General features: G+C 34.2%; 16 protein-coding genes and 1 tRNA gene. 13 read left to right on the top strand and 4 right to left on the bottom strand.

Annotated elements, in window-relative coordinates; all coding sequences use genetic code 11:
* Positions 1 to 5 precede the first annotated feature (5 nt).
* The 5 genes from CQ058_RS11375 to CQ058_RS11355 all read left to right on the top strand — a co-directional run bounded on the left by CQ058_RS11375 (position 6) and on the right by CQ058_RS11355 (position 3,264).
* On the top strand, positions 6 to 188 hold the full coding sequence (locus tag CQ058_RS11375; protein ID WP_002011459.1) for a DUF3976 domain-containing protein: 183 nt from the start codon (positions 6 to 8) through the stop codon (positions 186 to 188).
* Positions 189 to 324: 136 nt separating this feature from the next.
* Positions 325 to 687, top strand: coding sequence for a hypothetical protein (locus CQ058_RS11370; protein ID WP_002188809.1), 363 nt, complete (start codon positions 325 to 327; stop codon positions 685 to 687).
* Positions 688 to 939: 252 nt separating this feature from the next.
* Positions 940 to 1,098 (top strand): SDR family oxidoreductase, encoded by a 159-nt coding sequence (locus CQ058_RS32095; RefSeq protein WP_002193269.1) that lies wholly within the window; start codon positions 940 to 942, stop codon positions 1,096 to 1,098.
* A gap of 32 nt (positions 1,099 to 1,130) precedes the next feature.
* Positions 1,131 to 2,030: an ABC transporter ATP-binding protein gene (locus CQ058_RS11360; protein WP_002193268.1), complete on the top strand. Its 900-nt coding sequence runs from the start codon at positions 1,131 to 1,133 to the stop codon at positions 2,028 to 2,030.
* Positions 2,023 to 3,264 carry an ABC transporter permease gene (locus CQ058_RS11355; protein WP_002186376.1) on the top strand — a complete coding sequence of 414 codons (1,242 nt, stop codon included), beginning with the start codon at positions 2,023 to 2,025 and terminating at the stop codon, positions 3,262 to 3,264. The genes CQ058_RS11360 and CQ058_RS11355 overlap by 8 nt, the downstream gene beginning before the upstream one ends.
* A 649-nt stretch (positions 3,265 to 3,913) precedes the next feature.
* On the opposite strand, the gene CQ058_RS11350 is transcribed toward CQ058_RS11355, so the two are convergent.
* Positions 3,914 to 3,986, bottom strand: a tRNA-Val gene (locus CQ058_RS11350).
* 190 nt (positions 3,987 to 4,176) lie between these two features.
* On the bottom strand, positions 4,177 to 4,401 hold the full coding sequence (locus CQ058_RS11345) for a hypothetical protein (RefSeq protein WP_002188839.1): 225 nt from the start codon (positions 4,399 to 4,401) through the stop codon (positions 4,177 to 4,179).
* 283 nt (positions 4,402 to 4,684) lie between these two features.
* Here CQ058_RS11345 and CQ058_RS11340 point away from each other — a divergent pair, with 283 nt between their 5' ends.
* The 6 genes from CQ058_RS11340 to calY all read left to right on the top strand — a co-directional run bounded on the left by CQ058_RS11340 (position 4,685) and on the right by calY (position 9,802).
* The gene (locus tag CQ058_RS11340; RefSeq protein WP_000251865.1) at positions 4,685 to 4,912 is read left to right on the top strand and encodes a hypothetical protein; all 228 of its coding nucleotides are present in this window, start codon (positions 4,685 to 4,687) and stop codon (positions 4,910 to 4,912) included.
* A 154-nt stretch (positions 4,913 to 5,066) separates the two neighbouring features.
* Entirely contained in the window at positions 5,067 to 6,353 is a 1,287-nt protein-coding gene (locus CQ058_RS11335) for a D-alanyl-D-alanine carboxypeptidase family protein (protein WP_002188841.1), read from the top strand.
* 206 nt (positions 6,354 to 6,559) lie between these two features.
* Positions 6,560 to 7,129 carry a signal peptidase I SipW gene (sipW, locus tag CQ058_RS11330; protein ID WP_002188842.1) on the top strand — a complete coding sequence of 190 codons (570 nt, stop codon included), beginning with the start codon at positions 6,560 to 6,562 and terminating at the stop codon, positions 7,127 to 7,129.
* A 61-nt stretch (positions 7,130 to 7,190) separates the two neighbouring features.
* Complete coding sequence (locus CQ058_RS11325; protein ID WP_002188843.1) at positions 7,191 to 7,781, top strand: TasA family protein; 591 nt, start codon at positions 7,191 to 7,193, stop codon at positions 7,779 to 7,781.
* 232 nt (positions 7,782 to 8,013) lie between these two features.
* The gene (locus CQ058_RS11320) at positions 8,014 to 8,796 is read left to right on the top strand and encodes a DUF4047 domain-containing protein (RefSeq protein ID WP_105589707.1); all 783 of its coding nucleotides are present in this window, start codon (positions 8,014 to 8,016) and stop codon (positions 8,794 to 8,796) included.
* 412 nt (positions 8,797 to 9,208) lie between these two features.
* Positions 9,209 to 9,802 carry a biofilm matrix protein CalY gene (gene calY, locus CQ058_RS11315; RefSeq protein ID WP_002188847.1) on the top strand — a complete coding sequence of 198 codons (594 nt, stop codon included), beginning with the start codon at positions 9,209 to 9,211 and terminating at the stop codon, positions 9,800 to 9,802.
* 82 nt (positions 9,803 to 9,884) lie between these two features.
* On the opposite strand, the gene CQ058_RS11310 is transcribed toward calY, so the two are convergent.
* A complete protein-coding gene (locus CQ058_RS11310) occupies positions 9,885 to 10,208 on the bottom strand; it encodes a helix-turn-helix domain-containing protein (RefSeq protein ID WP_002188849.1) in 324 nt (107 codons plus the stop codon).
* Positions 10,209 to 10,287: 79 nt separating this feature from the next.
* Complete coding sequence (locus CQ058_RS11305) at positions 10,288 to 10,422, bottom strand: anti-repressor SinI family protein (RefSeq protein WP_002011474.1); 135 nt, start codon at positions 10,420 to 10,422, stop codon at positions 10,288 to 10,290.
* Positions 10,423 to 10,764: 342 nt separating this feature from the next.
* Here CQ058_RS11305 and inhA1 point away from each other — a divergent pair, with 342 nt between their 5' ends.
* Together inhA1 and CQ058_RS11295 are read left to right on the top strand one after the other, a co-directional pair.
* Positions 10,765 to 13,152, top strand: coding sequence for a M6 family metalloprotease immune inhibitor InhA1 (inhA1, locus tag CQ058_RS11300; RefSeq protein WP_002188852.1), 2,388 nt, complete (start codon positions 10,765 to 10,767; stop codon positions 13,150 to 13,152).
* 170 nt (positions 13,153 to 13,322) lie between these two features.
* Positions 13,323 to 14,690, top strand: a complete 1,368-nt coding sequence (locus CQ058_RS11295; protein ID WP_002188853.1) for an aldehyde dehydrogenase — start codon at positions 13,323 to 13,325, stop codon at positions 14,688 to 14,690.
* Positions 14,691 to 14,875 lie beyond the last annotated feature (185 nt).

The following is a 14,875-nucleotide window of genomic DNA, read 5'->3' as shown; positions in this document are numbered from 1 at the left end:
AACATATGCAAATGATGTATGCTTTTGGCATGGGGCTTGTATTATTTTTAGCCGTATTCTTATTTATTCGTAAAGACGTTCAGGGCGGAACGTTAACGAAACGAGGATTTTATAAAATGATCGGCTGTTTAGTTGTTATGTTTATAGCGATTATCGTAATGATCGTTCTAATTAATAAAACATTATAGAATTTAAAAACGGAACCTTACTTTATAGTAAGGTTTTTCTATTTGAAATTAATACCAAAAAATACTATAAAAACTATTTAGTGACTATATTTCCTATTATATAATCCAATAAAATGATAGATAAGGAGAATAGTATATGAACAAAAAAACTATCTTCTTTTTATTAACATGTCTACTACTTATAGCTAGTATTACTTATATAATATGTAACAAACGAGAACAAGTGCCACCTATGTTAGTATGGGAGAACCAAGAATACTACGTTACGAATGAACCTGCCAAAGCAGAAGAAATCGGACAAAGACTTGGTGAAGTAACAAAGAAAATTGAAACGAGCAAACAGCCTACTAAAGATAGTGAATCCAACATATTACAAGAAAAAACAGAAGTATTTGAAATGATTTTAGAAGAAGAGGATGAAAGGCCGCCTATACTCGTAAAAGAACCTAAGAGTGAAGAATGTAGAGTAGTAAGGCCGATGTTAAAGCAAGTACTATAATAATGAAGAAACAAATTTTTAATAGAGAGTAGTGACGTTATGAGATGGAAAGCAGGAACGTTTGAAAAAATAGAAACGAATGATTTATCTATTGAGCAGCTTAAATGTGCCTATAAGTTGTTTTAAAGTACATAACGAAAATTTTTCAAAGAAATACCTTATAAAAATATTAAAATATGCAAAATTGCATATTGGTTATTCTAAATCTTATGCTAACCTTATAATGAAAAATATAACATTTGTTGGTAATGAATGATTTTTGAAGGAAATAAGTTATTGAAAAAAATACTATATAGGGAAATTGTTGGAAGTTCAGATGTTACAAACGTCATCTTATTTTCAATGTCTGATAAAAGCGATGCCATTAGAGGTCAAAATATTGTTGTTGACTATGGATATACAATTGTATAAATAAATCATCTTGGGAATTAAGGGTGTGGATAATGAGTTTACTAATTAAAGATTTAATAAAGAAATTTGACGAACATGTTGCAGTGAATAATTTGAATATCGAGATACCAAAAGGTGAAATATTTGGATTCTTGGGCGGAAATGGGGCAGGTAAAACGACTACATTTCGAATGATACTTGGGCTTTTATCAAAAACAAGCGGAACTATTTCATGGAATGGTAAACCTATAAATTATGATGTTACGGATAAGATTGGGTATTTACCAGAAGAACGTGGGCTTTATGCGAAAATGACTGTCAAAGAACAAGTTAACTTTTTTGCAAAACTAAAGAACATGAAAAGTAAAGATGCAGAAAAAGAACTTCACTATTGGCTGGAGCGTTTTAATATAACTGAGAATCTGAACAAAAAAGTAGGAGAACTTTCAAAAGGGAATCAGCAAAAAATTCAGCTGATAACAGCGATTATACATAAGCCTGAACTCTTAATTTTAGATGAACCATTTAGTGGTTTAGATCCAGTAAATGTTGAAATGTTAAAAGAAGCTGTTCTTGATATGCAAAAACAAGGGGCGTCGATACTTTTTAGTTCACATCGTATGGAACATGTGGAAGAGTTATGCCAACACATTTGTATCATGAACAAAGGAGTACCTGTTATTCAAGGAGACATTGCCAAAATTAAAAGTGACTTTGGTAAAAAGAATGTTGTAATCGTTGGCGATCATGACTTTGACCATTTGAAAGAAATAAAAGGTGTAGAAAGTATGAAGAAACGTAAGAATGCAGTTACTCTTAAAATTTCATATGAAGAAGTTTCGCATGTTTTATTTAAAGAAATAACGAAGTTAGGGTATGTTAAAAAGTTTGCAGTAGAAGAGCCTACATTAAATGATATCTTTATCGCGAAAGTAGGTGCGCAACATGAGTAGTTTCTGGACAATTTTTTTACAAAACTATAGATCTAAGGTGAAATCAAAATCATATTTTGCTATTACAATAATAATTTCTATGTTAATTATAGGATTGATGAATTTTGACAAGATTTATAACTATTTTGCAGGTAACGAGGACGATCAAGTTGTTGTTGTTACAGAAAAAGAAGAATTATATACAACTATTAATCAAGTGTTTAAAAATGTCGATAGTAAGATACATGTTAAGCGTAGTACGGATAAACCAAAAGCAGAATCAGGTGTTAAAAATGGTGATTATACATATGCAATCGTTGTAGAGGAATTGGATAATAAACAACTAAAGGCTACGTATATAACTGAGACAGATGTAAATCAGCAAGATGTTAGCAAGGTTCAAACTATTTTATCTCAAATACAATCTTCTAATTTCGCTCAGCAATTGAATCTATCGCAAGATGAATTAAAGGTGTTAACAACGCCAGTAGAAATACAAACCAAAACTGTTTCAGATAAGGTTAAAGATGGAGAACATACAGAGGGTGTAGGAATTTTAATTAATACCTTTATCATGCTAAATTATGTAATGATATTAATGTATGCTGCACAATTAGCTACAGATGTTGCAACAGAAAAATCTTCTCGTGTAATGGAGTTAGTTGTTTCAAGTATTTCGCCTACAAAACATTTATATGCGAAGCTCTTCTCAACATTGTTGGCAGGTATTACACAAATAATAATTTGGGGTTTGGTCGCAACTGTAGGGTATAAAACAGCAATTAATGAATCGAAAAATGATATTTTAAATAGTATTGATTTAAATTCTGTTGCTCCTACTCTAGTGTTTTATGGGATTCTATTCTTCACATTAGGATTCTTATTATATGGCTCATTATCTTGTCTACTCGGCTCTGTTATTAGTCGTATAGAGGAATCTTCTCAAGCTGTTATGCCGCTGACATTTATGTTAATTGCTGCTTTGTATATCGCACTTTATGGAATGTCAAATCCAAGCAGCACGGTTGTTACCATTACTAGCTATATACCTTTCTTTACTCCTATTGTTATGCTCGTACGAATTGGATTCCTCAATATCCCAGTATGGGAGATTGCGCTTGCATTAGCGATTCTATTAGCAACAATATGTATGATGATTGGTTTAACGAGTCGTGTTTACCGCGGTGGCGTATTATTATATGGTAAAGGTGCATTCAGTAATATAAAAAAGGCAATCAAGTTAGGGAAAAAATAAGATTGGCCTATTCATATTTAAAAAGACTACATAGTTAATCTATGTAGTTCTTTGTTGTTACAAAATATATATAAATAAATATAAAAATTATTGTATTAGGCTATTTTTTAAAGAAAACTTTAAAAAGCTCCCAAGAAGAGAGTGAAGAATTGAGTTCTGGCGAACAACGCAGAGTGATGATTGATATAATTTATGTCTTTCTCAAGAATTGAGGAAAAGAAGTAGGGGAAAATGGTAGAAATATAATATTAGCGATTGATGAACCGGAAGTCTCACAGAATCTTACGCAATGTTTCAATCGAGATGAATATAAGTTGAAAGAAAAGGATATATTTACTGGTTTTTTAAGATATATATAATATTACAAGTTTAGAATCGCACTTTGCTATATCACGGTGAACGATATTACAAATAGCAGTAAATCAAATAAAATAAAGCTAGCTTAGATTGAATTTTTTTGTCTAAAATATTGACTCAAATCTAATAAGAGATTTAAAATCATAAGTTTATTTTCATATGAAAAATTAATCGTTAACCAAAAGAGAGCTATTGATCAAATCTTGAACAGTATATAAAAAATTTATTATAAAAATAATATATTGATTTGCTACATAAAGAAAGCCCCTTGACTATCAATGGGTTTCTCATATGATCCCGACTGGCCTCGAACCAGCGACCTCCACCCTGTCAAGGTGGCGCTCTCCCTGCTGAGCTACGGGATCTTCAAAAATGCTTATGTAGTAGCATCTTTAATCATTATGCTAAAGCAATTATATATAATTAACTGAAATTTTACAATATTTTTGTGGTAATCTTTTAAAGGTAAAGTATTTGGAATCACGCTAGTAGCGTATTAAGGAATATATAAGAAGAGCATTTAATTGAAAGTGGATTTTGAATAAACCGGGTATATTATGATTTCCGATACCAATCCAAAGGACCTTCATCGCTTAAGTCAACAAGAAAAGGGAATAAGAAGTGTAAAGGTAAGCTTATAAGTTCTGGCATAGCGTTCAATGTTTTCTTTGATAGATATTGTCTTCCGAAACAATACGGACAATCTTTTTCAAATGTCACGAGTATCGACCATACATCTTTTACTTTCCACTTCGTTTTACAATATGTACAACGCGCCATGGAGTTCCTCCTCATTTTAAGGTGTTTTCTAATATATTCTATTTGATCGTACTAAAGTCAAGTGTAGTTGGTGTGATAGAATATAAGTTGGTTTGTTTTTTTATATGGATGTATTCCGTAATTTATGACTAAATGAATGTAGTGTGAGGGTTATATAATAAGAGATTTTCATTTTTAATATGCAAATTGGCCAATATATCCTTTTTACAATTTTTAAGAAATCATGTATAAATGAAGTACAAGATATTTATAAATATTCAGAAGTAGAGGGAGAATTATTGTAATGGTAAGAAAAACGTTCAAGATGCGCGTATCTAGAAATAGAACGATTTCGATTAATGGCTCAATTCTTGATGTGGATGTTACACATGATGAGTTTTTACAAGAGTTTGTTGAGTGGGTCGATTCTAAAGGTTGGTCGTTTATGGGGATGACAGATGAGATTACACCTGAGGAAGCTAGTCAAAATTTAATAGACTCATTGATTGATGAGAAGGATAAGAAAGAGTAATTCCTTCTTATTTTTTGTTGTATATTTATGTTCCTAATCGTAAAAGTGTGATATAGTAAAAAAAGTGAATATTCTTCCAAATTAATACAAATTACATATAGGTTGGTAGAGGTATTTTATAGAATGTGAAAGTAAAGGGAAAAGGGAGAGTCATATGGTAAATTTTAAGAAAATTTCGGTTTTTGTTATGGTTATTTGTTTATTTTTTTTGACACCTATGACGTTATATGCTGAGACGAATATTGGAGTAAATCCGGAGCAAGTGGCACCTCCACCTGCGGAAGGGCCGAATGTTTTTAGTCAGTTTGCGACTACGATTGATGCGAAAACAGGAGATATGTTGTACGACAAAAATGCACATCATCGTGCGTTCCCCGCTAGTATGACGAAAGTGTTAACGGCGATTTTACTGATGGAGCATACGAAGCCAGAGGATCAATTTACGTTTTCACAATTAGCATTAGATCAAGAGAAGAGTAATTATCAAATTGAGTTTCACCCTGGTGAGACTATTAATAGAAATACTGCACTTATGATTTTAATGGTGCTGAGTGCGAATGATGTGTCGTATGCGATTGCGGAGCGTATTGGAGGAAGTGTTGAAAACTTCGCCAATATGATGAATGAAAGGGCGAAGCAATTAGGGGCTAAAGATAGTCATTTTGTAACGCCAAATGGATTGCATGATTCAAATCATTATACGACGCCATATGATATGGCCATGATTACGAGAGGTGTGCAAAAGTATCCTGAAATTTTACAAGCGATGAATACGAAAAGAACGACGGTTACGACATCTACGCAAACAGTTTCTATTTTTAATAAGTCTACTTATTTTGAAAATCCATATAGCATGGGTGGTAAGACAGGATTTACGAATGAAGCACGCAATACGCTCGTTTTATTAAATGAGAAGGATGGTAATCGTATTATAAATGTAGTAATGGCTTCTCAAAGACCTGAAATTTATGAAGATTTGAAGCAGATGGCGGAATATTCTTTTGGGCAATTTACGAAGCAAACTGTACTAGATAAACATAGTTGGCATCAAAAGACAACATATTTAAATAAAGATGTTGATTCTGAGCTCGAAAAAAGTGCTGAGCTTATGCTAAAGAAAGATGAAGGGAAAAATGTAAAAACGGCTTTTCGGGTTAATTCAGTGGATAAAGAATCTTTGTACCAAAAAGGAATTCATCGTGGTGAAGTAGTTGGTGCGGTAGATATTATAAAAAATAATCAAACGATTGCGACTATAAATGTTCTTTCAAAAGAAGATGTTACGTTTGCGCTGCCTAAAAAAGATACCGTTGCACCTGAAGTAAAGGATTCGAATGTAAAAATGATAAGTATCGGGATAGGCGGTATTGTATTATTTGGTGCACTACTGTATGTAATTTTGCGCCGTAATAAACAAGGTGTTAAATCAGAGGAAAAGTAGGTTGTTATGAAAACTGCGAAGAAATTTGTTCGCAGTTTTTTGTTGTAGTAATAGTGATTAAAAAATTTAATTTAACAAATAATCTCAATTTTTAACCTTGCATTTCTTATTTGTTCGTTATACTATTTGTGTATGTTCTTGTTAAAGAATCATTAGAGTGATATTAATTTCAAAATAATATAAAACAGTAGAGAGGAAGAGATACGATGAAATTAGTTTGGAAGATAATTAGCAACGTTATCTCATTTGTTTTATTTGCGGTAATGGTTTGTTTAGCTTTTGTGGTTATTTCGTCAAAAGCGAGTGGCGGGGATCCGACTGTGATGGGATATCAATTTAAAACAGTGTTGTCAGGATCGATGGAACCAACATTTTTAACAGGGTCAATCATTGCGATAGAGCCAACGAAAGATGGTTCTAAATATCAAAAAGGTGATGTTATTACGTTTAAAGAGAAAAATGAAAAAATTGTCACTCACCGTATTATCGGTGTGAAAGATACAAATGGAAAAGTAATGTATGAAACAAAAGGGGATAACAACAACGGACCAGATTTAGCACCAGTACTTGCAGAGAATGTAATTGGAAAGTATGCAGACATTACAGTTCCATACGTGGGTTATTTACTGAATTATGCGAACTCAAAAGCGGGAGCAGCATTACTTCTTATTATTCCAGGAGTCTTTTTACTTGGTTATTCCGCGATTTCTATTTTTGGCGCTATTCGTAGCATCGACGGAGAAAAGAAAAATAAAAAAGTAGAACAATCCGTCTAGTTATCTTAGTTATAATTTCCTATTAGGAAATTAACAAATATATATTATGGGGGATTTGGACATGACTTTAAAGAAAAAATTAGGAATGGGTATCGCATCAGCAGTATTAGGAGCAGCATTAGTTGGTGGAGGAACATTTGCATTCTTTAGCGATAAAGAAGTGTCAAATAATACATTTGCGACAGGTTCATTAGATTTAGCTGTGAATCCATCAGCAATTATTAATGTAGAGAATTTTAAACCAGGTGATACAATTGAGAAAGAGTTTAAATTAGACAATAAAGGTACACTAGATATTAAGAAAGTGTTATTAAAAACAGATTATAGTGTAGAAGATGTGAAAAAAGATAATAAGGAAGATTTAGGGAAATACATTAAAGTTGTTTTCTTGACAAATGTTGATAAACAAGAAAGGGTTGTGCTACAAACTACATTGGAAAAATTGCAAGATGAAGTGGTTACAGCTGCAGAAAATGACCTTGTTAGTTTAATAGCACCTGAAAAAGGTATTGCAGCAGGAACTTCTGATACATTCAAAGTGAAATTCCAGTTTATTGACAATAATAAAGATCAAAATGAATTCCAAGGTGATAAATTACAATTAAAATGGACATTTGAAGCACAACAAGGCGATGGTGAGGATAAAAAGTAAAAAGAGAAGTATGAGGCTGCACATTTAAGCTCTTATTCTTTCTTACTAAGTTTCAGCAGTCTATCTACACATCTATCATCATAGAAAGAGGCTATCATATTGATAGCCTCTTTCTATGATGATAGATGTGTGAAAAAATAAAAAAATTTTTATATCATTTTGTAATCCTCTTTATTATAATAAAAATAGAATTCTTTATAAAGAACGTATATGTTCGATAGGAGAGATTAAGATGCTGAAAACGTCTCATAAATTTAAAAAAATATTTATTTTGTCTTGTATGTGCTCTACTACACTTTATTTAGGATCTCAAATTATGACGTATACAGAAGCGGCATTCACTCACAAAACGAAAGTGGAGGGTACTATTTCTGCAGCAAGTATTTTTCCAAAAACAGTTGATCAGTTGACAGAACAAGCTAAGCAACATAAGGAAGTAATTTTGCATGAGTATGAAGAGATGAAATCGAAAGTAACTTTCACTTCCACTCAAGAATTAGAACAGGCGCTTGTTACGTGGAAGCAAGGACGTGAGAAAATTGTTACTGAGAGGGAACTGTTACAAAAGGTATATGCATCAATAGAAAATCCTTATAACAAAGTGAAAGAAGAGTTAAAGGGAAATAAAAGTGAATCTAATAAGCAAGTATTCTCGTATGTGAATGCTGGTTTTCATATAGTTAAAGAGCACTGTGAGTATGTTGATAAAGAGGTTAATTTACAGGTGATTGATAAACAAATTCAAGCTTTTGAAAAATTATTAGTAGATGAAACAGCAAAGCAAGTGAGTGAGGCTGAGAAGCAAAAGAAATTAGAAGAGAGTAAGAAGCAAGAAGAAGCGAAAAAGCTAGAAGAGAGCAAGAAGCAAGAAGAAGCGAAAAAGCTAGAAGAGAGCAAGAAACAAGAAGAACAGAAAAAAATAGAAGAGAGCAAGAAACAAGAAGAGCAGAAAAAAATAGAAACAGACAAACAAACTGAAAAAGTAGAACATGAAAAATCTACTTTAGCTGACTAAGGTAAACAGCCAGTACATAACAGTACAGTCCGGGCGACAAAAGAACAGTCCACAAATAGTCAGAGCACCAAGTGAAACGTATAGGAGTGTGAGGGAGCGTTCGCCCGCGCCTTTTTTTCGCATTAATAATTGAATATATGAGTGTGGCTAATCGGTAGCGTATATAGAGAGAACGCTACGAAGTAAATCTTCGTTTTATTTCTCAATATTTTTCTGGAAAAAGGAAAAAATGTTGAGAAATAAAAAAAACAAAAATATATATTGTATTTATATAAGTTCGTTCGCTATAATGAACTTAAGGTTTTAAAAAAAGAACGAATATTAGCTCAGCTAATATAGTTTTAGTTACACCTCTTATTTCAAATAAGAGATAGCAATGTAAAATACAAAAAACAGCTAGGGGGAATTGATTGTGAGTCTGAAAAAGAAATTAGGTATGGGAGTTGCATCAGCAGCATTGGGGTTATCTTTAATTGGTGGAGGAACATTTGCATTCTTTAGTGATAAAGAAGTATCGAACAATACATTTGCAGCCGGGACGTTAGATCTTACATTAAACCCTAAAACGCTTGTAGATATTAAAGATTTGAAACCAGGGGATTCTGTTAAGAAAGAGTTCTTATTAAAGAACGGCGGTAATTTAACAATTAAAGACGTTAAATTAGCGACAAAGTATACTGTGAAAGATGCAAAAGGTGATAATGCTGGTGAAGACTTCGGTAAGCATATTAAAGTGAAATTCCTTTGGAACTGGGATAAACAAAGCGAGCCTGTATATGAAACAACTTTAGCTGATTTACAAAATGCTGATCCAGATCTTTTAGCTAAAGACATCTTTGCTCCTGAGTGGGGAGAAAAAGGTGGCTTAGAAGCTGGTACAGAGGACTATCTATGGGTACAATTTGTATTCGAAGAGAATGGTCAAGATCAAAATAAATTCCAAGGTGATTCATTAAACTTAGAATGGACGTTCAATGCTAACCAAGAAGCGGGCGAAGAAAGATAATAAATAAAAAAAAGCGGGTATCTCCCGCTTTTTTTTAATAAAGAAAAAAGGAGCGCTAGTCTTATACGCTCCTTCATATATATTATTTTTGATTTTGTTTCCACTGTGTAAATTCTAGAAATTCACGGAACTGTTCTTTTGAGACACCAGAGCTCATTGCATCTTTAACGAGTTGTGTCCATTCGGAGTCTAGGTGACCCTCCGTTGTTGTTTCATCGTGAAGTAAAGTATCAACTGGAATTTGTAGAACAGCTGCAATTTTTTCAAGAAACTGAATAGAAGGGTTTTTTTGTAAATTCCGTTCTATAGAACTAATGTAAGATTTAGCGACACCAGCTTTTTCGGCGAGTTCTGTTAATGAAATGCCTTTTTGTAAACGAAGGCGTTTTATACGTTCTCCTATCATATTTGCGCACCTTTCTATCAATATGTAGTCGTCTTATGATGTGATTATTATAACATAAAATTCGTTAAAAAGAACGAGGCTATTGAGCCTGGCTCGTATGCTTCATACGTTGAAAAAAGTGTTCAATATCTTGCAGGGCAATGCCAGCATCTAGAGCTTCAAGTATTAAATCAATCCATTCTTGATCTAGTGAGTCAGCCTTATCTTTGTACAAATGTAATTCCTCCCTAATTAGTGGTCATAATTGCTGCTACAGAATATATGATAATGCAATCGGATTTTGTATTTTATATAGTGAATTATCAAATATTTTGTAGATGAAACAAAGATAAAATCCCCATTAAATTCCCTCTATGGCGATTATAAAGTTTCTGACGAATATTTTCAATATTTTCTGAAAATATTGTTGAATTGTGATATATTCGTATACTAACTATGAAATTTTTACAAATATATTAAAAAAATTACATAATATAACTAAATATTGAAAATATATTGAATTTTTAATAATATAGAGTGTGTAATACATATTTTATATTAGGGGAGGCAATAAGGGATGAAAAAGAAACCATTTAAAGTGTTATCATCAATTGCTTTGACAGCTGTTCTAGGCTTGTCGTTTGGTGCTGGAAGCCAGTCTGTATATGCTGAAACGCCGGAGAACAAGACAGCTACAAGCCCAGTTGATGATCACTTAATCCCAGAAGAGAGATTAGCAAATGCGCTAAAAAAACGTGGGGTAATTGATTCATCTGCTTCAGGGACAGAAACAAAGAAAGCTGTCGAAAAGTATGTAGAGAAAAAGAAGGGTGAAAATCCTGGGAAAGAAGCGGCAAGTGGGGACCAACTTACGAAAGATGCATCTGACTTTTTAAAGAAAGTGAAAGATGCAAAGGCAGATACGAAAGAAAAATCAGAGCAGCCAGCAAACGGGACTACAGCAGGAACAGGTCCAGTTAGAGGAGGCTTAAATGGGAAAGTACCAACTTCACCTGCTAAGCAAAAAGAGTATAACGGTGAAGTTCGTAAAGATAAAGTACTTGTTTTACTTGTAGAGTACGCTGATTTCAAGCATAACAATATTGATAAAGAGCCTGGCTACATGTATTCTAACGATTTTAACAAAGAACATTATGAAAAAATGTTATTCGGTAATGAGCCATTCGCGTTAGAGGATGGAAGCAAAATCGAAACGTTTAAACAATATTACGAAGAGCAATCAGGTGGTAGTTACACAGTGGACGGAACAGTCACAAAATGGTTAACAGTTCCAGGTAAAGCTGCTGATTACGGTGCAGATGCTGGTACAGGTCATGATAATAAAGGACCAAAAGGACCACGTGATCTAGTAAAAGATGCATTAAAAGCGGCTGTAGATAGCGGACTTGATTTATCACAGTTTGATCAGTTCGATCAATATGATGTAAATGGTGATGGGAATCAAAATCAACCGGACGGTTTAATCGATCACTTAATGATTATTCATGCGGGTGTTGGACAAGAAGCTGGCGGTGGTAAATTAGGTGATGATGCAATTTGGTCACATCGCTGGACAGTTGGACCAAAACCATTCGCAATTGAAGGTACACAAGCGAAAGTTCCATATTGGGGCGGAAATATGGCAGCATTCGACTACACAATTGAACCAGAAGATGGCGCGGTTGGTGTATTCGCACATGAATATGGCCATGATTTAGGTCTTCCAGATGAGTATGATACACAGTATAGCGGTGATGGTGAACCGGTTGAAGCTTGGTCTATTATGAGTGGCGGAAGCTGGGCTGGTAAAATCGCAGGAACAACGCCAACGAGTTTATCACCACAAAATAAAGAGTTTTTCCAAAAAACAATCGGTGGTAACTGGGCGAATATCGTAGAAGTAGATTACGAGAAATTAAATAAAGGTATCGGTCTTGCAACATACTTAGACCAAAGTGTTACGAAGTCAGATCGTCCAGGTCTGATTCGTGTTAACTTACCAGATAAAGATGTAAAAGGAATTCAGCCTGCATTTGGTAAACAGTATTACTACAGCACAAAAGGTGATGACCTTCATACAACGATGGAAACGCCACTATTCGATTTAACGAAAGCAACGACTGCAAAATTCGATTATAAGTCATTGTATGAAATCGAAGCAGAGTACGATTTCCTTGAAGTACACGCTGTAACAGAAGATGGACAAAAAACGTTGATTGAAAGAATTGGTGAGAAAGCAAATAGTGGAAATGCAGCTACGACAAATGGAAAATGGGTTGATAAATCATATGATTTAAGTCAATTCAAAGGTAAGAAAGTGAAACTAGTATTTGAATATATTACAGACGGTGGATTGGCGTTAAATGGATTTACACTTGATAATGCGTCACTAACTGTAGATGGAAATGTTGCATTCTCTGATGATGCAGAAGGTACACCACAATTCAAATTGGACGGTTTCGTTGCATCTAACGGAATGGATAAGAAAAAGCATAACTACTATGTAGAGTGGAGAAACTATGCGGGTTCAGATAACGCATTGAAATTTGCTCGCGGTCCAGTATATAACACTGGTATGGTTGTATGGTATGCGGATTCAGCTTACACAGATAACTGGGTTGGCATACATCCAGGACATGGTTTCCTTGGTGTAGTTGACTCTCATCCAGAAGCAATTGCAGGAACTTTAAATGGCAAACCAACATTTACAAGCAGTACGCGATTCCAAATTGCTGATGCGGCGTTCTCATTCGACAAAACGCCAGCTTGGAAAGTTGTATCTCCAACGCGTGGAACATTCGTATACGATGGATTACCAGGGGTACCGAAGTTCGATGACTCTAAAAAGTATATTAATGAGCAGATTCCAGATGCAGGACGTATTTTACCGAAGCTTGGTCTGAAGTTTGAAGTAGTAGGACAAGCTGATGATAATTCTGCAGGTGCTGTTCGTTTATACCGTTAATACAGTAAAACTACCGGGAGATTTTCTTTCGGTAGTTTTTTGTGAGCAATGAATTTTATATAAAGGGAAAAGTTATATATAATGTAACTTTAAGAATAGAAATTTGTTACATATGAAGTCTATATAAATAATGAAAGAATTGGATAAAAATAGTGGGAGAAGGTGAGTGCATGAGTATTTCCTCTATTGTAAATAAACAAAAGGAATATTTTTATAAAGGACATACGAGGAGTCTAGAGACGAGAAAGAATAATTTGAAGAAGCTTTATGAAGGAATTCAGCGTTTTGAGGATGAGATTTTTCAAGCGTTGAAATTAGATTTGAATAAATCAGTTCACGAATCATTTACAACAGAAATTGGATATGTACTAAAAGAGATTTCTTTTCAAATGAAGCATATTTCATCTTGGAGTAAACCAAAGCGTGTTCGCACAGCTCTTACTCATTTTGGATCGAAGGGGAAAGTGGTGCCAGAACCGTATGGTGTGACGCTTATTATCGCACCGTGGAACTATCCGTTTCAATTAGCGATTGCACCACTCGTAGGAGCATTGGCAGCTGGCAATACAGTCGTTTTAAAGCCGTCAGAGTTAACGCCAAACGTTTCAAAAGTACTTACGAGAATGTTAGGTGAATTATTCCCAGAAGAGCTTGTATCGGTAGTAGAAGGCGGTGCTGAGGAAAGCACTGCACTTTTAAAGGAACCGTTTGACTATATTTTCTTTACAGGTAGTGTTGGTGTCGGAAAAGTTGTGATGGAAGCAGCGGCGAAAAAATTAACGCCTCTTACGTTAGAGCTTGGCGGGAAAAGCCCATGTATTGTACATAAAGATGCAAAGCTAGATGTAACCGCAAGACGAATCGTTTGGGGCAAGTTTTTGAATGCTGGGCAGACGTGTGTAGCGCCTGATTATATGTACGTTCATTCTTCAGTGAAAGAGCAGTTAATCGAGGCATTAAGACATGAAATCGCAGAGCAATATGGAAAAGATGCTTTGCAAAATGACAATTATGTGCGAATTGTGAGTGAGCGTCATTTTGAACGTCTATGTACATTTTTACAAGACGGTAAACCTGTGATTGGCGGGAATTATACGAAAGAAACATTACACATCGAACCGACAGTGTTAACGAATGTTACATGGCAAAGTGCTGTTATGGAAGATGAAATTTTTGGGCCGATTTTACCAATTATAGAATATGACAAAATAGAAGAGGTAATTGAAACGATTCAGCACCATCCAAAGCCGTTAGCACTATATGTATTTTCTGAAGATAGAAAAGTGCAAGAGAAAGTGACGAGTAATATTTCATATGGCGGAGGATGTATAAATGATGTCGTATATCATCTTGCAACGCCATATTTACCTTTTGGGGGCGTTGGAAGTAGTGGATTAGGCAGCTATCATGGTGAACAAAGTTTTCGGACTTTTTCCCATTATAAAAGCATTTTGTCCCAATCTACAGCATTCGACATGAAAATTCGTTACTCTTCTACAAAAAGTGCTTTAAAATTCATACGAAAGTTGTTAAAATGATGATGGTGTTTATCAGTAGGCGTAGCCGTATGATAAAAACCCCTTCGCAACTGAAGGGGTTTTTCTGTTCGACATATGTATCATGCGAAAATGAATCAAACATACTACATAAAGAATAGAAGAGAACGCTGCTAAACAACCATTTTTGTTTGGATCGAAACAAAAAAATAGTCTATAGAACATAA

This window comes from Bacillus sp. MYb56 (genome assembly GCF_002976445.1).
In the GTDB taxonomy this organism is placed as follows: Bacteria; Bacillota; Bacilli; order Bacillales; family Bacillaceae_G; genus Bacillus_A; species Bacillus_A mycoides.
This window is presented reverse-complemented; position numbering and strand designations above follow the sequence as displayed.